The 23,634-nt window shown below is 57.3% G+C and carries 24 protein-coding genes; 17 read left to right on the forward strand and 7 right to left on the reverse strand.

Annotation, left to right across the window (positions count from 1 at the left end):
• Positions 1–51: 51 nt before the first annotated feature.
• Positions 52–435, reverse strand: a complete 384-nt coding sequence (locus AC2FF8_RS14030; RefSeq protein ID WP_496879974.1) for a hypothetical protein — start codon at positions 433–435, stop codon at positions 52–54.
• Between the two features lie 163 nt (positions 436–598).
• Between AC2FF8_RS14030 and AC2FF8_RS14035 the strand changes: the two genes are divergently transcribed.
• Together AC2FF8_RS14035 and AC2FF8_RS14040 are read left to right on the forward strand one after the other, a co-directional pair.
• A complete protein-coding gene (locus AC2FF8_RS14035; RefSeq protein ID WP_171117520.1) occupies positions 599–1,303 on the forward strand; it encodes a CoA transferase subunit A in 705 nt (234 codons plus the stop codon).
• On the forward strand, positions 1,303–1,929 hold the full coding sequence (locus AC2FF8_RS14040; RefSeq protein WP_152457252.1) for a CoA transferase subunit B: 627 nt from the start codon (positions 1,303–1,305) through the stop codon (positions 1,927–1,929). Before AC2FF8_RS14035 ends, AC2FF8_RS14040 begins: the two co-directional genes overlap by 1 nt.
• Positions 1,930–1,965: 36 nt before the next feature.
• Here the strand turns inward: AC2FF8_RS14040 and AC2FF8_RS14045 are convergent, their stop codons facing one another.
• Positions 1,966–2,832 (reverse strand): lytic transglycosylase domain-containing protein, encoded by an 867-nt coding sequence (locus AC2FF8_RS14045; RefSeq protein WP_496879975.1) that lies wholly within the window; start codon positions 2,830–2,832, stop codon positions 1,966–1,968.
• Between the two features lie 353 nt (positions 2,833–3,185).
• Between AC2FF8_RS14045 and AC2FF8_RS14050 the strand changes: the two genes are divergently transcribed.
• The 15 genes from AC2FF8_RS14050 (at position 3,186) to pdeM (ending at position 18,867) form a co-directional block, all read left to right on the forward strand.
• A complete protein-coding gene (locus AC2FF8_RS14050; RefSeq protein WP_117869713.1) occupies positions 3,186–3,416 on the forward strand; it encodes a Flp family type IVb pilin in 231 nt (76 codons plus the stop codon).
• Positions 3,417–3,727: 311 nt separating this feature from the next.
• Positions 3,728–3,967 carry a hypothetical protein gene (locus tag AC2FF8_RS14055; RefSeq protein ID WP_170344754.1) on the forward strand — a complete coding sequence of 80 codons (240 nt, stop codon included), beginning with the start codon at positions 3,728–3,730 and terminating at the stop codon, positions 3,965–3,967.
• 291 nt (positions 3,968–4,258) lie between these two features.
• The gene (gene cpaB, locus AC2FF8_RS14060) at positions 4,259–5,137 is read left to right on the forward strand and encodes a Flp pilus assembly protein CpaB (protein WP_170344994.1); all 879 of its coding nucleotides are present in this window, start codon (positions 4,259–4,261) and stop codon (positions 5,135–5,137) included.
• A gap of 195 nt (positions 5,138–5,332) precedes the next feature.
• Positions 5,333–6,739: a type II and III secretion system protein family protein gene (locus AC2FF8_RS14065; protein ID WP_257600223.1), complete on the forward strand. Its 1,407-nt coding sequence runs from the start codon at positions 5,333–5,335 to the stop codon at positions 6,737–6,739.
• A 17-nt stretch (positions 6,740–6,756) separates the two neighbouring features.
• The gene (locus AC2FF8_RS14070) at positions 6,757–7,389 is read left to right on the forward strand and encodes an OmpA family protein (RefSeq protein ID WP_425079784.1); all 633 of its coding nucleotides are present in this window, start codon (positions 6,757–6,759) and stop codon (positions 7,387–7,389) included.
• A gap of 199 nt (positions 7,390–7,588) precedes the next feature.
• Positions 7,589–8,824: a CpaE/TadZ family protein gene (locus tag AC2FF8_RS14075; RefSeq protein WP_170344991.1), complete on the forward strand. Its 1,236-nt coding sequence runs from the start codon at positions 7,589–7,591 to the stop codon at positions 8,822–8,824.
• Positions 8,825–8,849: 25 nt separating this feature from the next.
• The gene (locus AC2FF8_RS14080) at positions 8,850–10,292 is read left to right on the forward strand and encodes a TadA family conjugal transfer-associated ATPase (protein WP_170344990.1); all 1,443 of its coding nucleotides are present in this window, start codon (positions 8,850–8,852) and stop codon (positions 10,290–10,292) included.
• An 11-nt stretch (positions 10,293–10,303) separates the two neighbouring features.
• A complete protein-coding gene (locus AC2FF8_RS14085; RefSeq protein ID WP_152457244.1) occupies positions 10,304–11,272 on the forward strand; it encodes a type II secretion system F family protein in 969 nt (322 codons plus the stop codon).
• Between the two features lie 10 nt (positions 11,273–11,282).
• Entirely contained in the window at positions 11,283–12,257 is a 975-nt protein-coding gene (locus tag AC2FF8_RS14090; RefSeq protein WP_257600221.1) for a type II secretion system F family protein, read from the forward strand.
• Positions 12,258–12,272: 15 nt separating this feature from the next.
• Complete coding sequence (locus tag AC2FF8_RS14095; RefSeq protein ID WP_496879976.1) at positions 12,273–12,857, forward strand: tetratricopeptide repeat protein; 585 nt, start codon at positions 12,273–12,275, stop codon at positions 12,855–12,857.
• A gap of 30 nt (positions 12,858–12,887) precedes the next feature.
• Entirely contained in the window at positions 12,888–13,739 is an 852-nt protein-coding gene (locus AC2FF8_RS14100) for a tetratricopeptide repeat protein (protein ID WP_257600220.1), read from the forward strand.
• A 3-nt stretch (positions 13,740–13,742) separates the two neighbouring features.
• Entirely contained in the window at positions 13,743–14,288 is a 546-nt protein-coding gene (locus AC2FF8_RS14105; RefSeq protein ID WP_170344987.1) for a prepilin peptidase, read from the forward strand.
• Between the two features lie 115 nt (positions 14,289–14,403).
• Entirely contained in the window at positions 14,404–15,711 is a 1,308-nt protein-coding gene (locus tag AC2FF8_RS14110) for a DUF8689 domain-containing protein (protein ID WP_170344986.1), read from the forward strand.
• Between the two features lie 40 nt (positions 15,712–15,751).
• Positions 15,752–18,163 carry a ligase-associated DNA damage response DEXH box helicase gene (locus tag AC2FF8_RS14115; RefSeq protein WP_496879977.1) on the forward strand — a complete coding sequence of 804 codons (2,412 nt, stop codon included), beginning with the start codon at positions 15,752–15,754 and terminating at the stop codon, positions 18,161–18,163.
• A gap of 41 nt (positions 18,164–18,204) precedes the next feature.
• Entirely contained in the window at positions 18,205–18,867 is a 663-nt protein-coding gene (gene pdeM, locus AC2FF8_RS14120; protein ID WP_496879978.1) for a ligase-associated DNA damage response endonuclease PdeM, read from the forward strand.
• Between the two features lie 2 nt (positions 18,868–18,869).
• Here the strand turns inward: pdeM and AC2FF8_RS14125 are convergent, their stop codons facing one another.
• The 5 genes from AC2FF8_RS14125 to AC2FF8_RS14145 form a co-directional block, all read right to left on the reverse strand.
• Positions 18,870–19,616 (reverse strand): LytTR family DNA-binding domain-containing protein, encoded by a 747-nt coding sequence (locus tag AC2FF8_RS14125; protein ID WP_496879979.1) that lies wholly within the window; start codon positions 19,614–19,616, stop codon positions 18,870–18,872.
• Between the two features lie 216 nt (positions 19,617–19,832).
• A complete protein-coding gene (folD, locus tag AC2FF8_RS14130) occupies positions 19,833–20,723 on the reverse strand; it encodes a bifunctional methylenetetrahydrofolate dehydrogenase/methenyltetrahydrofolate cyclohydrolase FolD (protein WP_170344982.1) in 891 nt (296 codons plus the stop codon).
• 53 nt (positions 20,724–20,776) lie between these two features.
• A complete protein-coding gene (locus AC2FF8_RS14135) occupies positions 20,777–21,082 on the reverse strand; it encodes a chorismate mutase (protein WP_170344981.1) in 306 nt (101 codons plus the stop codon).
• A 61-nt stretch (positions 21,083–21,143) separates the two neighbouring features.
• Entirely contained in the window at positions 21,144–22,820 is a 1,677-nt protein-coding gene (locus tag AC2FF8_RS14140) for a formate--tetrahydrofolate ligase (protein WP_170344980.1), read from the reverse strand.
• Between the two features lie 144 nt (positions 22,821–22,964).
• Positions 22,965–23,561 (reverse strand): MOSC domain-containing protein, encoded by a 597-nt coding sequence (locus AC2FF8_RS14145; RefSeq protein WP_496879980.1) that lies wholly within the window; start codon positions 23,559–23,561, stop codon positions 22,965–22,967.
• Between the last annotated feature and the right edge of the window lie 73 nt (positions 23,562–23,634).

Genomic DNA, 23,634 nt, shown 5'->3' on the forward strand with positions numbered 1-23,634 from the left:
GGGGTTGGAAAAGCCCCCCTGCAATCGCCTTTTCGACATTGCGGCGGGCTGTCAGCGAATGACCTGGGCTGAGCGCCGCACCGCACTTTGAGCGTCGTCTGCCGGTCTTCCGAACCGCTTGAGCTCGGAGAGGAACCGGGCGCGGCCTGAGTTCTGGGCAGCGGCGGTCAGGACATAGACGATCAGGGCTGTATTCTTGTCCACCCCCTGACAGCCGGTATCGCTGGCCAGAACGAAGGCCTCTTTGTCCTGCTGCGCACACCGTTCATTGGCGGTTGAAATTGCAGATTCAAATGAAGACTTCTCAGAGTATCCGGCACCAACAGCTTTGATCTTGTTATCATCGAGCTGAAGTACCGCCGCCTGCTCAGGCTCATAGGCTGACATAGCCAAAAGCGCGGCACCAGCGGTTGCTTCGGCACAAATTCGCTTCATGTTATCAACCTCCTATAATGGTGCGGCGGACATGTTGAGCCGCCTGATCAATTGCAACAGCTCTTTCCATTGGTAGAAATACGACCCCGCCTCCGGTTTCATTGACTTCCCCGTGACGCGACGGCACAACCAGCCCATCACCATGTCATTGGGGGAGTTTTCCATGAAGAAAGTCTATGCCAATGCCACCGAGGCGCTCGATGGGCTGCTGTCGGATGGCATGCTGATCGCCGCTGGCGGGTTTGGCCTGTGCGGCATTCCGGAATTGTTGCTTGAGGCCATCAGGGAATCGGGCGTCAAAGACCTGACCTTTGCGTCAAACAACGCAGGCGTGGACGATTTCGGCATCGGCATCCTGTTGCAGACCAAGCAGGTCAAAAAGATGATCAGCTCGTATGTCGGTGAAAACGCCGAGTTCATGCGCCAATATCTGAGTGGTGAGCTGGAACTGGAATTCAACCCCCAAGGAACATTGGCCGAACGGATGCGCGCCGGTGGGGCGGGCATTCCCGGTTTTTACACCAAGACCGGCGTCGGCACCGTGATCGCCGAAGGGAAAGAGCACAAGGACTTCAACGGCGAGACCTACATTCTGGAAGAAGGCATTTTTGCCGATCTGGCCATCGTCAAGGCCTGGAAGGCCGACGACACCGGCAATCTGGTTTTCCGCAAGACCGCCCGCAATTTCAACGTTCCTGCCGCGACCTGCGGCAAGATCTGCGTGGCCGAAGTGGAAGAGATCGTACCGCGCGGTTCGCTGGATCCCGACTGCATCCACCTGCCCGGTATCTATGTGCATCGCATCGTTCAGGGCGAACACGAAAAGCGCATTGAACAGCGCACCACCCGCAAGAAGGAGGAAGCATAATGCCCTGGGACCGCAATCAGATGGCCGCACGCGCGGCAGAGGAACTGGAAGACGGCATGTATGTGAACCTCGGCATCGGCATCCCGACGCTGGTGGCAAACTATGTGGGTGACAAGGACATCACGCTGCAATCGGAAAACGGCATGCTGGGCATGGGCCCCTTCCCCTTTGAGGGCGAAGAAGACCCGGACCTGATCAATGCGGGCAAGCAGACGATCACCGAGTTGTCCCGCACGGCCTATTTCGACAGCGCCACGTCGTTTGCCATGATCCGCGGCGGCAAGATCGCGGCGGCGATCCTGGGCGCGATGGAGGTCGATGAGAAAGGCGATCTGGCCAACTGGATGATCCCCGGCAAGCTGGTGAAAGGCATGGGCGGCGCGATGGACCTGGTTGCAGGCGTCGGACGGGTCATCGTGGTGATGGACCACACCAACAAGCACGGCGACAGCAAAGTGCTGAAGGAATGCACCCTGCCGCTGACCGGCAAGGGCGTGGTTGATCGCATCATCACCAATCTGGGTGTGCTGGATGTGGTCGAAGGCGGTCTGAAAATCGTCGAACTGGCGGAAGGTGTCAGCGAAGACGAGCTGCGCGCCGCGACGGAAGCGACAATCGTTTCCTGATCAATTGCAAAGGCCCGCCAGATCGCGCGGGCCTTTTTAGTTGGAAGTCTGAAAAACACAGCCGTCGGAAATCAGGTCCGGCGGCGTCGTGCACAAGGCCCGCGCGATCTGAAACGCGGCGAGGACTTTTGGCACGTAGTCTCGGGTTTCAGCATAGGGCGGCACGCCGCTGTGTTTGCGTACGGCCCCCTCACCCGCGTTGTATCCAGCCAATACAAGTATTGGATCATTCCCGAACTCTTCCATCAGCCAGTTGAGGTATTTTACACCGCCCGCAATGTTCTCAGAGGGCTGAAGGCTGTCCTTTACCCCGAATCTGGCCGCCGTGGCGGGCATCAACTGCATGAGCCCCTGCGCGCCTGCGGAACTGACCGCGTCTGCACGCCCGGCCGATTCCACCGAGATGACCGCAAGCACCAGCGCCGGTGAAACATTGGTTCCCACAGTGGAACGAAGGATCTCGATCCCGCGTTCCTTTGCGATATCTTGCAGCGATTGCAGTCGCGGTGATCTCACGTTGGTTGCGGCCAGGGCGTTGATGGCCGCGTCAAGCCGCCCGGCCCCGCCTTCATCAATGTGCGGTGAAATCCGGTTCCAGAAAGCCTTGTACGATCCATTGGGGTCTCGTTTGACCTCCGCACCGGGCGCCGGCAGCGGAGCGACTTTGGTGCGCGCGATGATTTCCGGCACCACCAGTTCAGTGCCCGTGCTGGGCGCTGAAGGCTTGGCTGCGTGTTCTTCCGTTGTGATCTGCACGGTCACACGCGGACGTTCACCGGGTTTTGGGGCTTTGACGCGTTTGTATACGCCGCGCGGCTCTGTCTCGGTCGCATTTACGGATGCGGTGCCCGATATCAGAAACGCCAGCACACCGGCGCATTGAAGTGCGTTCCGGAGATTCATTTGCCTGCCTCGTGTTTTCTTTTTAGGCGATTTGAACCCCGAATCTTCCCGCAAGGCCAGAAAAACAAAGCGAAATGGGGCAGTTTCGCCTCATTTGGCGCAATTTTGCATCGCTACAGAGCCTTCGGCTCAATCGTGGTGATTTTTTTACCCTTTATTTTCATATGGTTATCCAATTTATAACCAAAAAGTTAAGCTGCGCGAAAAAAAATCGGTGTTTGGCCCAATTCCTGCCATGCCCAACAGTCAAACATAGTCCCATACCGAGACGGACATGAGCGGACTGAGAGAGAAAGCTCTGAAAGACGCCGAGGTTTGTTAAACTCTTTTTGATCCTTTAGGAGGGACGTAACATGATCAAGTTCATCAAGAACTTCCGCAAAGACGAAGACGGCGCAGTAACAGTTGACTGGGTTGTTCTGACCGCAGCAGTCATCGGCCTGGCCGCCGTTGCATATCAGCAGATCTCGGCTGGCGCCACTGGCCTGGCAACCGGCGTAAACGAAGCGCTGAACGCCGCATCGCTGAGCACCGGCAGCAACACCGCGACAGGTGGTATCACCGGCGAAGGCAAAAGCAACTAAGTTGCTGACCTAGAGAATTTTCAAGGCCGCGCTCAACGGGCGCGGCCTTTTTTTGTGACCTGAAACTGCCCAATCCCAGGCGCACAGGTTCCTGCCTGCGCGCAAGTCATGCAAACCTTCGCGACGCCCGGGGTATTTTGCTGCAACCCCTGTGTTTCTTCTGTCCCGATCAATTCGACACACGCGCGGTCTCTGCCTGAGACCAAAATTTCCTTCGAAATCAATATTTAGCCCAAATTTCGCCATCCGCGCGAACCAGTTATGCGCCAACCTGTCGGTGGCACTGACGCGACGTATTTGGAGATAAGCACATGTTCAGGTTCCTTAATCAGTTTAAATCCGACGAAGCAGGAGCGGTGACAGTTGACTGGGTGGTATTGACCGCCGTGGTCATCGGATTGTCGGGCGCGACCTACCTTGTCATCAGCTCAAGCGTCAACAGCATGGGCGGCAATATCAACGGGGCCATGAACAGCGCCGTCGTCAGCACCGGGTCGAACACTGCACCGTCTGGTATTATCACGGCGGGAACCGCTGGCGGCGGAAACTAAGTCGCGGCAGGTGTAGGCATCAGCTGTTTTCCAAAGACGTTACGTTTAATCGTTTCGACGCAAAGCGCTGCGCCCATGGGGTGCGGCGCTCTTTTGTTGCGCACGATCCGCTGGCAATCGTGAGGAAAGGCAACGCTCACCATGAATAATTGTGCGGAAGATGGCGCAGAATCTGACAATCAGGCATATTTGTCCCACATTTCGACACAATTTGCGGTTAGCAAATAGGCTGTTTCAATGTGGTTCCTTGGCCGCTAAGTATTCGACCAAACAAAAGAATGAGGTACACGCATGCGAGCAGTTTTCGGACTTGTCCTGATTGTCGGCATTGCACTGGCCGGGGGCGCCGTCTACATGGCGCGAAACTATATCGCGGAATACCAAAGCGAGTTGGCACGCCAAAGACTTGCTGCGGAAGAGGCCCTGGCCAATGCCAAAGTTGATGTCGTTCCAACTGTCACTGTCTTTGTGTCGAATCGCGCTCTGAAATACGGCGAGCGGTTGACAGAGGAAGATATCCGCGCTGTTGACTGGCCGGAAAACGCGATCCCCGAAGGTACATTCACCGAGCTCACAGCCCTGTTCCCCGAAAGCGGCGCAAATGAACGTTTCGTTTTGAGGGCAATGGAAAAAGACGAAGCGATCATGGAGGTCAAGATCACTCGTCCGGGCGAAAAAGCCGGGCTGACGTCACGTCTGGAAAAAGGTATGCGCGCCTTCGCAATCAGCGTTGACGTGGCCTCGGGCGTTTCCGGATTCCTGCGGCCCGGAGACACTGTCGACATCTATTGGACCGGTTCCAGTGGAACGATCGAAGGGAGCAGCGGCGGAATCACCCGACTGATCGAAACCAACGTGCAACTCATTGCCGTCGACCAGACCGCTGGTTCGGACGTCACCAACACGACCATTGCACGTACAGTTACGGTTGCGGCCACACCGGAACAGGTCGCCGCGCTGGCACAGGCCCAGAACACGGGGCGTCTTTCCCTGGCTTTGGTTGGCGTACAGGATGAATCCGTTGCGTCCACGATTGAGGTGGACCAAAACAAACTGTTGGGAATTCAGAAAACTGCCCCGGAACCCGAGGCAAAAATCGAAAAGGTATGCACAACACGCATCCGCCGTGGTGGCGAAATCGTAAATGTGCCTATCCCCTGCACAAATTGACGCCAATTCAGAACGTTACAGGTTCAGAGCCGCACCCTTGGTGCGGCTCATTTTTTTGCGATTGTTGCCAATTCCCCACATAAGGAAACTTACGGAAACCATTGATTATTGCAATAAATTCGGATTTCGCGCAGTCTCTCATCCCATAGGGCACAAGACCCAAAAAAACGAGGCGTGATCGGAGAGGCAGGTCACATGACAATACGTTCCTGGATCAGCGCAACCCTGCTGGGGTTGTCGCTTGTTATGGCCCCCATTGGCGACACCGCCTGGGCTGAAACTTTACGCGTGGTGAAAAAAGGGACGGTGGAAACACTTGATGTCCCGATGAACCGCGCAATCGTCGTAGAAAGCGAGCAACCTTTCGCAGAGCTCAGCATTGCCAACGCCGGCATTGCCGATATCTCTTCTTTGTCGGAGCGCACGATCTATGTTCTGGGCAAGGCCCCGGGCCTGACCACGCTGACGCTGTTTGACGGCGCGGGCAATCTTTTGGCCAATGTCCGCGTCCGGGTCGCACCGGATGTTACGGAATTCAAGGAACGTCTGCGTCAGATCCTGCCCAACGAACCCATAGAAGTTCGCACAGCCAATGATGGTATTGTTTTGTCCGGTACGATCTCCAGCTCGGCCAAACTGGCACGCGCGCTGGAACTGGCTGAACGGTATGCCCCCGATCGTGTCTCGAACCTGATGTCGGTCGGTGGTGTCCAGCAGGTCATGCTGAAAGTCCGCTTTGCCGAGATGAACCGCTCGGTCGCCAAAAGCCTGACGGCATCGCTTGGTTTCGGCGGAAGTGACGTTACGGGGGGCATCAATACGCTCAACAACCAGTTCGCGCTGAACAACGCTTTGGCGAACAACATTCCGACTGTTCAGGCCAATACAGGCGCAATCCTGTTTGGGTTCGGCGCGGGTTCGACGCAGGTTCGCCTGTTGCTGGAAGCACTGGAAGCCAAGGGGTTGGCCCGCAGCCTGGCCGAGCCGAATCTGTCCGCTCTGTCCGGCCAGGAGGCATCGTTCCTGGCCGGTGGCGAAGTCCCCATTCCGGTACCGCAGGATGACGGCGTTGTGGCCATCGAATACAAGGCCTTCGGCGTCGAGATGGACTTTATTCCACGCGTCGTGGACGGCGATCTGATCAATCTTGAAATGGGCACGGCCGTTTCAAGTATCGATCAAACCTCGGATTTCACCATCAACGGGGATTCGGTTCCCAGTTTCATCACTCGCCGGGCAAAAACAACGATCGAACTACGCGATGGTGAAAGCTTTGCCATTGCAGGCCTGATCCAGGACAATTTCGCGGATCTGAGCAACCAGATTCCATGGTTGGGAGATGTGCCGGTTCTGGGCGCGTTGTTCCGCAGCGCCAACTACCAGCGCGAGCAAAGTGAACTCGTCGTTATCATCACGGCGCATCTGGTTTCACCGACTCGGGGCGAAACTCTTGCGCTTCCAACCGATCGGGTCAAACCGCCCAGCGAATTTGACTTGTTCTTGAACGGCCGGGTGGCGCGCACACAGCGTACGGGCGCCGGCGGAGCGTCAGAGGTTGCCAAACAGAACTTCGGCAGCTCCTACGGCTACGTCCTAGATTGATCAGGAGGATAGGACCAATGCATAAGTGGATTATCACACTGGGTCTTTCGGTCGCTGTCGCCGCCTGTACCCGCGAGGCCGGGTACGAGATCGACGCAGGCACTTTCGGAAACGCGACGCTCAACAACGTCCAGGTTCAAAGCGGCGAGTTGACCTATGCGCAAATTCTCAGCCGCAGGTTTGCCGCAGATGTACCCAGCCAGGTGAACTTTGCGTTCAACAGCTCGCAACTGGATGCTTCAGCTCAGCGCATTCTTTTGCAACAGGCTGACTGGATCAAACAGTTCCCCGAGGCCCGGTTCCGCGTTTACGGGCATACGGATGCCGTGGGGTCGACCAGCTACAACAAAAGCCTTGGCCTTCGCCGCGCGCAAGCAGTCGTCGCGTTTCTGGGGCAGCAGGGCATCTCGCGCTCGCGGCTTGAGGCGGTGGTATCATTCGGCAAAACGCAACCGCTGATCGCAACGCAGAACCGCGATCGCAGGAATCGCAGAACGGTTACCGAAGTTTCAGGATTCGTTGATCGCAACCCACAGCTTCTGGATGGCAAATATGCCGAGGTCATCTATCGCGAATATGTGGAAAGTGCGACCGCTATAAGCCAGATCCAGGAAGTGACCGCGCAGGACGGCGCCGGCGGCGGTGGATAATACGTTTGAAATGGGCGGCATCGTCGCCCATTTCCCTACAATTGGTTCTTTTGCGCCCAATTCTTGCCCAACTTCAAAGCGACATTGTGAACAATAGGGTGACCTGCGGCCAAATTTGACCGTATTGGGGCGACAGCACATCCATCTGGCGGATTTCGTTCATATGACATGCTGAGCCCTCACGACGAGGATAGTGTTTATGACCAGCGCGACGCCGCAAGACGACAATACTGCAATCTTGGCCTGCACCATCAGTCGGGATGTTCAGAATTTCGACCTTCTGATCGAAGACATGGAAGCCATCTTGGGCGAGCGCTGGGGAGATCTGGGGTTTGCAGAAGCGTTGGCCTTTTTCAGCCAACCCGAAGCTGAAACGCTGGAATTCGTAGCGCTGGCGATCGACGGAGAAGACGAAGACAACCTGTCTCTGCTGGGTGAAATAATCACTCAAGCCAATGAAAAGAAAGTAAAAGTTGTTCTGATCGCCGAGGATGTCACTCCGGCGTCTTTGCACCAACTGCTGCGCAAGGGTGCCGACGAGTTCGTCCCCTATCCTCTTCCCGAAGGCGAATTGCAGGAAGCCATCGAGCGTATGAAGCAGCCCGACCCGGTTGCCGTGGCACAGGCGACCGCCGTTCCCCTGGCCGGTGGCGCGTCCAAGGAAGGCGCGTTGTTTGTCGTTCAGGGCCTTGCAGGTGGAGTCGGCGCAACGACACTGGCCGTTAACCTGGCCTGGGAGCTGGCCTGTGTCTCGGACAAGGACGCGCCGACCGTGTGCCTGATCGATCTGGATCTGCAATACGGGACCGTTTCCACCTATCTGGATCTGCCGCGACGAGAGACAGTGTTTGAAATGCTGTCGGACACGGACGCGATGGACAGCGAAGTATTCTCGCAAGCCCTTCAAACATATGAAGAAAAGCTTCAGGTTTTGACGGCGCCATCCGACATGGTGCCGCTTGACTTGATCACTCCGGAAGACATTCAGCGCGTGATCGACATGGCGCGCGCGCATTTCGACTATGTCATTGTCGACATGCCAAAGACGCTGGTCCTGTGGTCGGAAACAGTTTTGCAGGCCGCCCATGTGTATTTCGCCATGATCGAGCTCGACATGCGGTCCGCCCAGAATGCCCTGCGCCTGAAACGTGCGTTGCAGGCAGAGGAACTGCCATTCAACAAGCTGCGCTTTGCGTTGAACCGTGCGCCGAAATTTACCGATCTGAACGGGAAAAGCCGCGTGAAACGCATGGGGGAAAGCCTTGGAATCTCTATCGACCTGCTGCTGCCTGATGGTGGCAAACCGGTCATGCAAAGTGGGGATCATGGTCTGCCTCTGGCAAATGCGGCCGCCAAGAACCCGTTGCGCCGGGAAATCTCAAAGCTGGCGAAGTCGCTTCACAGCCTCGGCAGCAGTGCCGAAGAAGCTGCGTAAACATCATCCCAAGGGGGGATAAGCCGTGTTTTCAAGATACAAAAAGCAACCCGCAGCGCAGCCCGTCAAATCGCCGGCACAACCGGCTGAAACAGCGGCGCCTTCTGCACAAGCGACACCTGTCGCGACCGCGGTGGCACGCAAACCCGTGAAAAAGAATGCAGGTGAGGTCGCAAGTTCAGACAAAGACCGCAAACGCAAGGAGCGGCTGGGTGAGATCAAGATCGAACTGCACCGCGAACTGCTGGAAAACCTGAACCTGGCCGCGCTTGAAAACGCCGGCGAAGCAGAGTTGCGCGCTGAAATCAGTGCCATCGCCAGTGAAGTTCTGGAAACAAGAAACATTGTTCTGAACCGCGAAGACCGATCCCAGCTGAACAAGGAACTTTATGACGAGGTGACGGGTCTCGGCCCGCTCGAGGCGCTGCTTCAGGACGATACGGTCAACGATATTCTGGTGAACGGTCCACAACAGATCTTTGTGGAACGTGCCGGCAAGCTGGAACTCAGCGACATTACCTTCAAGGATGAAAAGCACCTGATGCGGATCATCGACAAGATCGTGTCCGCCGTGGGCCGCCGTGTCGATGAATCCAACCCGTATGTTGACGCCCGTCTGGCCGATGGCTCGCGTTTCAACGCCATGGTGCCCCCGATTGCGGTGGACGGATCGCTTGTTTCCATTCGTAAGTTCAAGAAAGACAAGCTGGGCATTGACGATCTGGTCAATTTCGGTGCGTTTACCGAAGAAATGGCCGCCTATTTGCAGGCCGCCGTGTCCACCCGGCTGAATATCATCGTTTCCGGGGGTACGGGCTCGGGTAAAACGACCACACTCAACGCCCTGTCCAGTTTCATCGACGACGCCGAGCGTATTCTGACCATCGAGGATACCGCGGAACTTCAGCTGCAACAGACCCATGTGGGTCGGATGGAAAGCCGCCCACCCAACGTGGAAGGCAAAGGTGAAGTCAGCCCGCGCGACTGTCTGAAAAACGCCCTGCGTATGCGTCCTGACCGTATCATCGTGGGTGAGACGCGCGGCGCCGAAGTCATCGACATGTTGCAGGCCATGAACACCGGTCACGACGGATCTATGACCACGATTCACGCCAACTCGGCCCGGGACGGTATTTCACGTCTGGAAAACATGATCGCGATGGCCGGGATCGAAATGCCGATCAAGGCGGTCCGCAGTCAGATCGCCTCGGCTGTGAACCTGATCGTGCAGGCCAGCCGCCTACAGGACGGGTCGCGTCGGATGACCTCGATCACTGAGATCACCGGGATGGAAGGTGACGTGATTTCCATGCAGGAAATCTTTCGTTTTCAACGCGTTGGCCTGACACCCGACAACAAGATCATCGGGCATTTCACCGCCACCGGCGTCCGCAGCCACTATTCGGAACGGTTCCGTCTATGGGGCTTTGACTTGCCAGCGTCCATCTACGACCCAACCACAATGTAGGAGAACCGGGTATGCAATTGCCTATGGAGGCGATCATTTATGTCGCCATCTTTGTGGGGGTTCTTGCCTTGGTCGAGGGCATCTATCTTGTTGCCTTCGGCAAGTCCATCAGCCTGAACAGCCGGGTCAACCGACGCCTGGACATGCTTGAAAAAGGTGCCGGGCGCGAACAGGTGCTGGAACAGCTGCGCAAAGAAATGCAGCAGCATATGAAATCACAGAGCATTCCTCTGTATTCACTTCTCGCTGACAAGGCGCAAAAGGCGGCTATCGCGTTTTCTCCACGTCAATTGATCATGATCATGGGGCTGGTATCAGCTATGGCCTTTGTCGGATTGAGCATCGGAACCGCTACGGACACGGCACTGCGCATCGTTGTTTCCATCGCAATCGGCATTGGCGGCGTTTACGCCTGGGTCAACCACAAGGCCAAGAAACGCATGGGGATGATTGAAGAACAACTGCCCGATGCGGTTGAACTGATGGTGCGCTCGTTGCGTGTCGGCAACCCGTTCGTCTCGACGATTCAGGTGGTTGCAAACGAAGTTCAGGATCCGCTGGGAACCGAATTTGGCGTTATCGCCGATGAATGCGCCTATGGTCGCGATGTGGGCGAGGCGCTAAAGGACATGGCTGAACGTCTGGACATGCAGGATATGCGCTTTCTGGCAGTCGCCGTGGGTATTCAGCAGCAATCCGGCGGTAACCTTGCCGAAATTCTGGCCGGATTGGCAAAGGTGATCCGTGCGCGTTTTCGCCTGTTCCGTCGGGTCAAGGCGATTACGGCCGAGGCACAATGGTCGGGCAAGTTCCTGTCCGGGTTCCCTGTTGCCTGTCTGATTTTCATTCTGGTCAAGGACCCGGGCTATTACGACGAGGTGTTGGATCACCCCTGGTTTATTCCCGCGTGTTTTGTTGTCGCCATCCTGCTGACACTGAACCTGATCGTCATGAAAATCATCACCAACATCAAGGTCTGAGGGCAGCACCATGGAAATCCTGACCGGCATCAATGACCTGTTGACCCAGCACCTGGGCGAATTCGGCCCCCTGATCATTGTCGGCGTACTTGGCCTGCTTATGGTTCTGGTCGCTGTCACATTGATCATGAAGCAGCCCGAAGACCCCTTGAAGAAACTGCAAAGATCGAATGCGGCTCCTCCAAAGCAGAAAAAGGGGAAGAAAGAGCAGCTTCGAAACTCGAACCGAAACGAACAGCTTGAGAAGTTCGCAACTTTCCTTGAGCCCAAGAACGAAGAAGAATACTCGGCCGTCGAGTTGAAGCTGCGTCAGGCGGGCTACAGGTCGAAGGATTCGGTTCGGTTCTTCCACTTTGCGCAGTTTTCTCTGGGTATCCTTGGCATTATCATTGGTGTTCTGCTGGTCACGGTTTTTTCCGGCGGCCAGGAGTTTACCGGAACACAGATGATGATCCGGGTGCTTGTCCCCGGCGCGATCGGCTATTTCGCACCCAAATACTGGATTACGCGCCGGGTTGAAGAACGGAAGGAAGCGATTACCGCCGGCTTTCCCGATACGCTTGATCTGATGCTGGTCTGCGTTGAAGCCGGTCAATCGCTGGATCAGGCCATCGTTCGCGTGGCCAGTGAAATGAGCGCGTCTTATCCGGATATCGCGCAGGAATTCGAAACCGTCGCGTATGAAATGAAGGCTGGCAAGGACAAGGACACCGTCCTGCGTGACTTCGGCGTGCGCTGTGGGGTTCAGGACGTGAACTCTTTTGTCACCGTCATGATCCAATCGGCGACATTTGGTACATCAATTGCCGAGGCATTGCGGGTTTACGCCGGTGAGATGCGCGACAAACGCGTGATGCGCGCCGAAGAGGCCGCGAACAAGTTGCCGACCAAGATGACTCTTGTCACAATGATGCTGACGGTCCCACCGCTGCTGATCATTCTGGTTGGCCCGTCGGCGAATGTTATTTCGAGTTTTGGACGCTAGGTCGGATAGAGCCATATGAAAGCTGAATTCAGGTGCTTCCCTTCCGGGTTTCGCCGAACGCTCTGGGCCACCATGGTTTTTGCCATGGTGGCTTCTTGCACAGAAGGCCTGTCACCCGCCGGTTTGGATGCGCCGGGAATTGACACCAAAGGTCAGGCCGAGGACAGCATCGAGGTCGGAAACAGATTGATGGCAGCCGGAGAATACGAACTGGCGCTTGAAACCTTTACCCGGGCCGCGCTGGACCAGGGTATGACGCCCCAGGTCCTGACGTCTCTGGGTACTGCGAATATTGGGCTACGCCGCTTGGGACAGGCCGAAAAACTGCTGCGCAGAGCCGTCGAAGACGACACGGACTGGCCGGTGGCCTGGAACAATCTGGGTGTCCTGCTGATGGAGAAACAGGAATACCCCGAGGCCGCGCAAGTGTTTCGGCGGGCCTATGCGCTGGACAATGGCGAAAGTGACGCAATCCGGGACAATCTGCGCTTAGCACTCGCAAAAATGGAAAATTCTGTTAATAATACCCCACAAGAACAACAAGAATACACACTGGAGCAGCTTGGCGACGGGCAATTCACGCTACGCAAGATCCAGTAATTGAGGCGAGAGCAGTAAAGGACGCAAAAAATGCGCCAGCAATTCTTGATTCCGACTGTTGTTATCAGTGGTCTGATCCTGTCGGCCTGTGCAAAGGAAACCGAAGAGGAAAAGGTTGAACGAACGTTTCAGGAAGTGAACGTTATCGACGAAACAAACCTGAACGATGTGCTTCTGAGCGCCGCAGATCCAAATGAAGCGGTGACCTATTTCCACGGTGCAGCGCTCAAAAACCCGGACCGGATCGATCTTCAACGCGGACTGGCAATATCCTTGGGCCGCGCCAAACGCACGACCGAGGCCGTAACCGCGTGGAAGCGCGTCACAACGATGAAGGGCTCGAACGCCGCGGACAAGGTTGAATACGCGGACGCATTGGTCCGAAACGGCGACTGGTCGCAGGCCAAAACTGTTCTGGATTCGGTTCCCCCCACCTTTGAAACCTTCAAACGGTATCGCCTGGAGGCAGTCGTTGCGGATTCCCGGAAAGAGTGGAAACGCGCGGATCATTTCTATGAAACCGCTGTCGGGCTGACGACACGTCCGGGCAGCGTGATGAACAACTGGGGATATTCCAAGCTGAGCCGCGGCGAATATGCCGAAGCCGAGCGGTTGTTCTCGGAAGCTATCCGTCAGGACAACTCGCTGTTTACCGCCAAGAACAACCTGGTTTTGGCGCGGTCGGCACAAGGCAACTACAACCTGCCGGTCGTCCCCATGACACAGGTCGAACGGGCGCGTCTGCTCAATACAATGGGTATTTCAGCGGTCAAACAGGGCGACATAACCACCGCCAAAAACCTGTTCCGCGAAGCCATTTCAACCCACCCGCAGCATTTCGACGAGGCGGTCCGCTCGCTTCGGGCGCTTGAAGGGGCCTGACACATGCAGATACCCGCAGTGGCAGCGGCCTGGTTTCTGCCGTTTGTGCTGCCGATCTGCTTTTACGTGGCCTTTACGGATATGCGTGAGATGCGGATCAAGAACCATGCAGTCCTTGCGCTGACGTTGGTTTACATCGTGATAGGTCTGATCGCCATCCCGCCCTGGTCCACAGGCGGCATCAGCGGCAATCTGGGGCCGTTCACCGTGTCCATGCCGGTCTATTTCTGGCAACTGCTGCATATCGTCGTGGTTTTGGTAATCGGTATCTTGCTGAATGCTGCGGGCACCATGGGCGCTGGCGATGCCAAGTTTCTGGCCGCCGCGTCGGCGTTTGTCTGGCTGGGCGATCTGAGAATTGTGCTGATGATCCTGACCGCCTGCGTTCTGGCTGCCGTGCTCACTCATCGTTTGGCCAAAATCACAAAGCTGCGCACCATTGCACCGCATTGGGAAAGCTGGGATCGGGGCAAACAGTTTCCGATGGGGTTCGCCTTGGGCGGATCATTGGCGATGTACCTGATTCTGGGCACTGTTCTCGGATCGTAAACTATCATCAGCGCGCCTTGCCGCTGCCTTTGTCCCGCCACAAAGCTGGTTCATTTTCTTCAAGACGCCCGTTTTCGGGTTCTTGGCGTGACATTTTGATGGACGAGCACCGCGCATGAATATGCAGACTTCCTCAGTTATGGCCCCCCCTGCCCCCAAGGGTCTGGGCGAAATGAAGCTTCCGCTTGTAATGATGCGGGATATTCTGCTTAAGACGATTTTTCGCAAAAACGCGAGCACAGTGTCAGAAGTGGCCGAAGCCATCTGTCTTCCGGGTTCGGTTACTCAGGAACTGATCGACATCGCGCGCGATCAGAAACTGCTTGAAGCGACCGGAACACTGAACGCCAATAGCGGCAATGAGATGGGGTATCAGCTGACCGATGCGGGCAAGGCCCGTTCGCTGGATGCGCTGAGCCAATCCGAGTATTTTGGTGCGATGCCGGTGCCGCTGGATGTCTATCGCGAGCAGGTCAAACGCCAGTCGATCCGCAACATTCAGGTCACGCGAGAACAACTCGTGGGTGCAATGGGCCATCTGGTCCTGCCCGACAGCCTGCTGGATCATCTGGGCCCGGCGGTCAGCGCGGGCCGGTCGATTCTGATGTATGGTCCTCCGGGCAACGGTAAATCCTCGATCTCGAACGGCATACGGGATGCGCTGGGTGATAACGTCTATGTGCCCTACGCCATCGAATATGCGGGTCAGGTGATCACGGTCTATGACCCGATCGTGCACACGGCGATCGAACAAGAGCCGGACGACCCCAACAGCCTGCGTCGTCGCAGGCGGTTCGATTCCCGATATGTCCAATGTGAACGCCCCACCGTCGTAACCGGTGGTGAGCTTTCGCTCAGCATGTTGGATCTGGTCTACAACCCAACCGCACGAACCTATCAGGCCCCGTTGCAACTGAAATCCACCGGTGGCATTTTCATCGTGGATGACCTTGGCCGGCAAGCCGAGCCGCCGCAGGCGCTGGTCAACCGTTGGATCGTCCCGCTGGAGGAAAACAAGGATATCCTCGGCCTGCAATCGGGTGAAAAATTCGAAGTGCCCTTCGACACGCTGGTCATCTTCTCGACCAACTTCCACCCGAACGAGATCTTCGACCAGGCCGCCCTGCGCCGGATCTTCTTCAAGATCAAGATTGACGGCCCGAACCAGGAGAACTTCCTGAAAATCTTTGCCATGGTGGCCCGCAAACGTGGAATGCCGCTGGACGAGGCGGCATTGGTGCACCTGTTGAAGGTCAAATACCCGACCATCAACAATATCTATGCCAACTACCAACCGATCTTCCTGATCGATCAGATGATCTCGATCTGCGAGTTCGAGGGCATTCCTTATCAGATGAACCCGGACCTGATTGACCGCGCCTGGGCCAACATGTTCGTAAAAGACGAGAAAATCGTCAAATAACGCCGTGCCAATCCCTCCTTCGGGCGGGTAATCTGTGACCATGACGCAGATTCCCGCTCGGATTGATACGTGGTTTTCCACCAAAGGCTGGTCCATCCACCCACATCAGCAAGAGATGTTCGATCGGGCGAAGGACCCGGCAACCCTGCTGATCGCCCCGACCGGTGGCGGCAAGACCATGGCCGGTTTTCTGCCTTCCCTGTCCGAGCTGGCCGGTGGAGGCCACAACGGTTTGCATACACTCTATGTCTCGCCGCTCAAGGCGCTGGCTGCGGATATCAAACGTAACCTGCGCACCCCGGTGGACGAGATCGGCCTGCCCATTCGGATCGAGGATCGCACCGGTGACACCTCGGCCACGCAGAGAAAACGCCAAAGGGCCGATCCACCCCATATCCTGCTGACCACACCGGAAAGCCTGGCACTGCTGACCTCGTACGAGGATGCCCCGCGCATGTTCGATGGGGTGCAGCGGATCATCGTCGACGAAATCCACGCACTGGCGGAAAGCAAGCGCGGTGATCAACTGATGCTGGCCCTGGCGCGTCTTCAGCGCCTCAACCCGGATCTGCGTCGCGTCGGCCTGTCGGCCACGGTCGAAGACCCCACTGCGATTGCCCGCTTTCTGGCGCGCCACCCGGACCCCTGCCGGATCGTGCAGGCCGACCCCGGCCCGGACCCGGACATCCAGATGCTGGAAACAACCGAAATGCCGCCATGGTCCGGCGGAGGCGCGGCCTATTCCATTCCGGCTGTGCTGGACCAGATCCGGCGGCACAAGACCACGCTGATCTTTCACAACACCCGCGCGCAGGCCGAGATCTATTTTCACAACCTGTGGCTGGCGAATGACGACGGCCTGCCCATCGGCATCCATCATGGCAGTCTTGACCGACAGCAGCGCGAGCGGGTCGAAGCCGCGATGGTGCGTGGCGAATTGCGCGCCATCGTCTGCACAGGCAGCCTCGATCTGGGCATTGATTGGGGCGATGTCGATCTGGTGATTCAGATCGGTGCGCCCAAGAACGTCAAACGGCTGGTGCAAAGGATTGGTCGGGCCAACCACCGCTATAACGCGCCTTCCAAGGCGCTGCTGGTTCCTGCCAACCGGTTTGAAGTTGTCGAATGCGTCGCTGCGCTCGAGGCCGCCAAAGCCCATGACCTGGACGGGGAACCCCGAGGCCCCGGCCCCCGCGATGTGTTGTGCCAGCACATTCTGATTGCGGCCTGTGCCGGGCCCTTTGACGCCGATGATCTGTATGCCGAGATGACATCCGCCGGACCTTATGCACAGTTGACGCGACCCGAATTTGACGCCTGTCTGGATTTCTGTGCCACCGGGGGCTACGCCTTGCGCGCCTATGATCGCTGGCAAAGGTTGCAGCAGCGTGCCGACGGGCAATGGCAATTGCGCGATCCTCGCGCTGCGTCACGCATTCGCATGAACTTGGGCACGATTCAGGATACCGACACCCTGAAGGTACGCCTGAAGCGCAGCCGTGGTGGAAAACCGTTGGGCGAAGTCGAAGAAGCCTTTGCTGCTTCGCTGACCCCCGGCGATACCTTCCTGATCGGCGGGCAGATCGTGCGCTATGAGGGCCTGCGCGAAATGGTGGTCGAGGTCAGCCGTCGCGCAGATCGCAAACCAAAGATCGCGACCTTCTCGGGCACGAAATTTGCGACTTCCACGCAACTCAGTGACCGCATTCTGCGCATGTTCACCCAAACTGACTGGCCGCACCTGCCTTCTCATACGGCGGATTGGCTGGACTTGCAGCGCCAAGTGTCCCGCCTGCCTCAACGCGATCGTCTGCTGATCGAAAGCTTTCCAAGTGACGGGCGAGAGCATCTGTGCGTTTACGGATTCGCTGGTCGCAATGCGCAACAGACACTGGGCCTGCTGCTGACCAAACGGATGGAGGAAACCGGTTTGGCCCCGCTGGGGTTTGTCGCCACAGACTATGCCACGCTGATTTGGGGTTTGGATGCGGTCACTGACCCGCGCCCTTTGTTTCAACCCGAAGCGCTGCGTGACGGGCTGGACACATGGCTGGCGGGCAACGCAGTCATGAAGCGTACCTTTCGCGCGTCGGCCACGATTGCCGGTCTGATCGAACGCAACATGGCCGGACAGCGTAAAACCGGACGGCAAGCCACGTTTTCGTCGGACATTCTCTATGACACACTGCTGAAATATGATCCCGATCATCTGTTGATGCAGATCACCCGCGAAGAGGCCATGCGCGGGTTGGTTGACTTCGGTCGTATCGAGGCGATGCTGGCGCGCATCGGCGACCGCATAGACCTGCTGCGTCTGGATCGCGTTTCCCCACTGGCCGCGCCGCTTTTTCTTGAGGTCGGAAAGGTGCCTGTCAAAGGGGCAGCCGAAGAAAGGCTGCTTGCCGAAGAAAGCGCGCGCCTGATGGAAGCCGCCGGGTTGGACCAGCTTTGATCCCCCTTGCGCAAGACGTGGAATCGGGTCAAGAACGTATCATGAACGTGTGCAAATTTTCCTTTGCAGGCCAGCAACTCGATGCGGTGCCGTCTGGCGCATTATGGTGGCCGGCGCGGCGACTGCTCTGTGTCTCGGATCTGCATCTGGGGAAATCTGAGCGCATGGCCCGTCGGGGCGGGGCTACGCTGCCCCCCTATGACAGTCGCGAAACGCTAGACCGTCTGGCGCGCGATCTGGAATACACCAGCGCCGAAACCGTCATCTGCCTTGGCGACAGCTTTGACGATCTCGAAGCGGCCCGGGCCTTGCCCGACGCAGAATGGCTAAGAATTGCAGCTTTGCAGGCCGGGCGTCAGTGGATCTGGATCGAAGGAAATCACGATCCCGGCCCGATCGAGATGGGGGGCTCTCATTTGGTCGAATGGCAGTGCGGCCCACTTGTCTTTCGTCATATCGCCCAGGATCGGCGACAAGGCGAGGTTTCAGGCCATTTTCATCCGAAAGCACAGATTCGGACAAAAGGCCGGCACATTTCCCGGCCCGCCTTTCTGCTGGACAGAAATCGGCTTATCCTGCCTGCCTACGGAGCTTATACCGGGGGTTTGCGCAGTTCGGATCGGGCACTTTCCGATCTTTTGGGCGCGGACGCCATGGCCATTCTGACCGGCCCGCATCCGCGGATGATTCCAATGCCACGTTAAATTCAGATCAACCCGTCTTCTTCCAACTTCGGTTTGTACTTGCGGCTCACTGGAACCAGATCGCCGTTCGCCAGGCGCAAAAAGGTTTTGCCCGCCGTTTTTTCAACCCTAACGATGGACGCGTCCACCACCCAATGTGAACGGTGCGAACAGTGCCCGGGAACCGGCTCCATCTCGGCAATTGCGTCCGTAAAGCGTGAGCGGATCGTGAACGTGCCTTCCGAGGTCACAACATCCACATTGTGATCCCTGACCGTCAGACGATGGATTTGGCCGTCGAAATCAGGCGGCAGACGCCTGGTCAGACGCGGCTTCTCGATTTCAGGCGTTGAGGCCATCAATGGATTCTGATCATTGCGCTGCACAAGAACCAGACCCGTTGCAAACAAGACCCCATACACCGCTACGGTCTGGGCGCCTGGTGCCATGTGACCTCCACACGTGAACAGGACCCATGCCAACATCCAAAGGGACGGCGTGAACAGAACCAGGATCAGTGCCGCAAATGCCAGATCACGGGCAGGAACATTCAAAAGAACAGGGTTTTTCTGCATCAGCTTGCGCGCCAGCCCGGTGACCGTCAGGGCAAGAACCATCACCCCGGTCCAGAAAAGAAGACGCAATCCAAAGGTCAGATCAGCAACCAGAAACGGTGGAAACGCGTAGGCAAGCAATGGAAGAAAGACAACGCCCGCCGTCACTCGCTGTGGGGTACAAGCATTCCGGACAACTTTGATCTTGGATGTCATACCGCTTTTGTGCACGATTTATCAGAATTCAACCTTAGCACGACAAGCACTTAGGCACCTTACCTGTAACCAACTGGGAATACGGGGATATCACGATTTTCAAAGCTGTCAAACCCATTCAGGGCAAAATGACCACAGCGTGCAATGATTGTCCCACGAGGTCATGCACAACCGAGGGAGGTGCCGGGCCGACATAATCGACCCGACTAGATTACCTTACGCCGTCAAACCTTCTGGTTCGGGCAGAGCGTTGGCGCGGCAGCACGCAGTCAAAGTGTTGGCCAACAGGCAGGCAATGGTCATCGGACCTACACCGCCCGGAACCGGAGTGATGGCGCCAGCACGCTGGGACGCGCTGGCATAGTCCACGTCACCGACAAGCTTGTTCTTTCCGTCGCGTTCGATGCGGTTGATGCCTACGTCGATCACGGTCGCGCCTTCCTTGATCCAGTCACCCGGTACCATTTCAGGACGACCCACCGCGGCCACGACGATATCTGCACGGCGCACGACATCCGGCAGATCCTTGGTGCGCGAATGCGCGATGGTCACGGTGCAGCTATCGCCCAGCAGCAGCTGCGCCATCGGTTTGCCCACAATGTTCGAGCGGCCGATCACAACCGCGTCCATGCCGGAAAGCGAACCGTGGTGGTCACGCAGCATCATCAGGCAACCCAGCGGGGTGCAGGGCACCATCGATTTCTGACCGGTGCCCAGCAGGCCCACGTTCGAGATATGGAACCCGTCGACGTCTTTGGCCGGATCGATGGAATTGATCACCAGGTCTTCATTCAGGTGCTTGGGCAGCGGCAACTGGACCAGAATGCCATGCACGGCCGGGTCGTTATTCAGCTTGTCGATCAGCGCCAGAAGATCTTCTTCCGAGGTATCGGCATCCAGTTTGTGCTCGTACGAATTCATGCCGACTTCAACAGTCATTTTGCCCTTCGAGCGGACATAGACCTGGCTGGCTGGGTCTTCGCCCACAAGAACCACGGCCAGGCCGGGAGTGATGCCGTTTTCCTCTTTCAGCTTTGCAACCTGATCGGCCACTTGCGCGCGCACTTTTGCGGCAAAGGCCTTACCGTCGATAACCTGAGCTACCATGTTTCGATCCCTTCTTTCAAAAAACGGATCGGGCGCACAAAGCGCCCGGTCAGTCAGTCGGTGCCAATCACGCGCTCTTCGCGTGCAATCGACCAGTCAATCAATATGCGCCATAGCTTCTCGGCCAGATCAGGGTCCATCCCCAGCGCATCCGAGCTTGCACGCACGCGTTGCACCACCTCTTCCACGCGTTCCGGGATACGGGCCGGAAGGCCCTCGCCCGGCTTCAGCTGCGACGCGCGGTCAATGTAACTCGCGCGTGTCACCAACATTTCGATCAGTTGGCGATCCAGCTTGTCGATCTCGGCCCGCAGGTCCTGCATCGTGTTACAGTTCTGGGGCGGTGTCAGAGTGGGCATCGTCATCTCCTCATGGCCCGGGAATGAATCCCCCGGACCACGAGATGTCTTATTCAGCAGCTTAGAACAAGCCCTCGATCTCACCTGCGTCATTGAGGCAGATGGTTTCAGCAGCCGGTTTGCGAGGCAGACCGGGCATGGTCATGATCTCGCCGCAGACGACCACGATGAAACCGGCGCCTGCGGACAGGCGAACTTCACGCACCGGAACCGAATGGCCGGTGGGCGCACCGCGCAGCGATGGGTCGGTCGAGAAGGAATACTGCGTCTTGGCCATGCAGACCGGCAGGTTGCCGTATCCGGCTTCTTCCCATTCACGCAGCTGGTTGCGGATCTTGTTGTCGGCCAGAACTTCGTCAGCGCGGTAGATACGCTTGGCGATGGTTTCGATTTTCTCGAACAGAGGCATTTCGTCGGGGTAGATCGGTGCGAAGTTCGCGGTGCCACCTTCGACGATTTCGACGACTTTCTCGGCCAACGGGGCAGACCCTTCGGAACCCAGCTCCCAGTGACGCGACAGAACCGCCTCGACGCCGTGCTCGCTGCAATAGTCTTTCACCGCCTGAACTTCGGCATCGGTATCGGTGACGAAGTGGTTGATGGCGACGACAACCGGTACACCGAAGGATTTCACGTTCTCGATGTGACGGCCCAGGTTGGCACAGCCTGATTTGACGGCTTCAACGTTTTCCGCACCCAGATCAGCCTTGGCCACGCCACCGTTCATCTTCATCGCGCGCACGGTCGCAACCAGAACAACTGCCGACGGGGCAATGCCCGCCTTGCGACATTTGATGTTCATGAACTTCTCAGCGCCCAAATCGGCACCAAAACCCGCTTCGGTCACGACATAGTCGGCGACTTTCAGAGCGGTTTTGGTCGCGATGACCGAGTTACAGCCATGCGCGATGTTCGCGAACGGGCCACCGTGAACAAATGCCGGGTTGTTTTCCAGCGTCTGCACCAGGTTGGGCTGCATTGCGTCCTTCAGCAGAACGGTCATCGCGCCTTCGGCCTTGATGTCACGGCAATAGACCGGGGTCTTGTCGCGGCGGTAAGCGACGATGATGTCACCCAGACGCTTTTCCAGGTCTTTCAGGTCGTTCGCCAGACAGAGGATCGCCATGACCTCGGACGCCACGGTGATGTCAAAACCTGCCTCACGCGGAAAGCCGTTCGACACACCACCCAGGCTGGCGGTGATCTGACGCAGGGCTCGGTCGTTCATGTCGACCACACGACGCCACGCAACGCGGCGGGTGTCGATCTCCTGCTCGTTGCCCCAATAGATGTGGTTGTCGATCATCGCCGACAGCAGCGAGTGCGCCGAGGTGATGGCGTGGAAGTCACCGGTGAAGTGCAGGTTCATCTCTTCCATCGGAACAACCTGCGCGTAACCGCCACCCGCGGCGCCGCCCTTCATGCCGAAGTTCGGGCCCAGCGAGGCTTCGCGGATACAGATCATCGCGTTCTTGCCGATGCGGTTCAGGCCGTCACCCAGACCCACTGTGGTCGTGGTCTTGCCCTCACCTGCCGGGGTCGGGTTGATTGCAGTCACGAGGATCAGCTTGCCGTCTTCGCGGTCCTGCACCGAGTTGATGAAGTTCTGGCTGACCTTCGCCTTGTCATGGCCGTAAGGCAGCAGATCCGCAGAGTCGATGCCGATCTTGGCACCGATTTCCTGAATCGGCTTTTTGTTCGCTTCGCGGGCGATTTCGATATCGGATTTGTAGCTCATTGGCCGGGGTCCTTGATTGAATACCGTGCAAAACCGACGCGGGGCGTCGGCGCTGTGCATTCCATACCCTTGTGTACAATCCCGATAGCCATGGATTCCGACATTCTGGCGTCGCGAAGCGTCGTAAGTTCGTTTCCGGGGTTTCTAATCGGAAACAAGCCCGTTTTCACAAGCCCAGGCAGGTTGATCGGGAATAAACAGTTTCAACCGATCCCCCAGTTGAATGCGCCCCGGACGTTCGACCCATCCGGTGATGCCCCGACGCCCGGCCGCCGCAGGTTTGAAAGCCGCGCCCTGCCCCGGTTGATCCGCTTCGATCTCGCGCCCCGGCAGAACGCAAGGGGCGTTTTCCATGTCCACTGTTATCGTCGCCCCGCTCGTTGCCTGAAGACGTGAAGACGGGGGGATATGTGAAAAATCCGGGATCCCGCGCAGCACGATGGAAGCCCCAAGATAGGACGGGTCAAGCTGGTCCAACCCCATGTCCCGGGCAATCTGCTGCAACTCCTCTTCGGACAAAACTGAAAGCTGACGCACATTGCGAATTTCGGTGTCTTTTGGATAGAGATTTGAGACCCTGACACAGGACGCCCGATTGTGTCCCTCGTGGCGCTCACCCTTCACGCCGTCAAAGCCCAGATCCAGCGTGTCAACAGCCTTGGCCCGCAAGGAGGTTCCCGCAGGAACATGGCCAAGCCAGACGGCTTCGGCGGCAAACTCGGTTTCGCGCAAAAATGGCATAGCCTTCCCTTTTCGATATTTTTCTTGCGCGCATATTGCCCGGCAAAACACCGATGAAAAGAAAAAAGACCCG

This window comes from Ruegeria sp. YTSA144 (genome assembly GCF_059610125.1).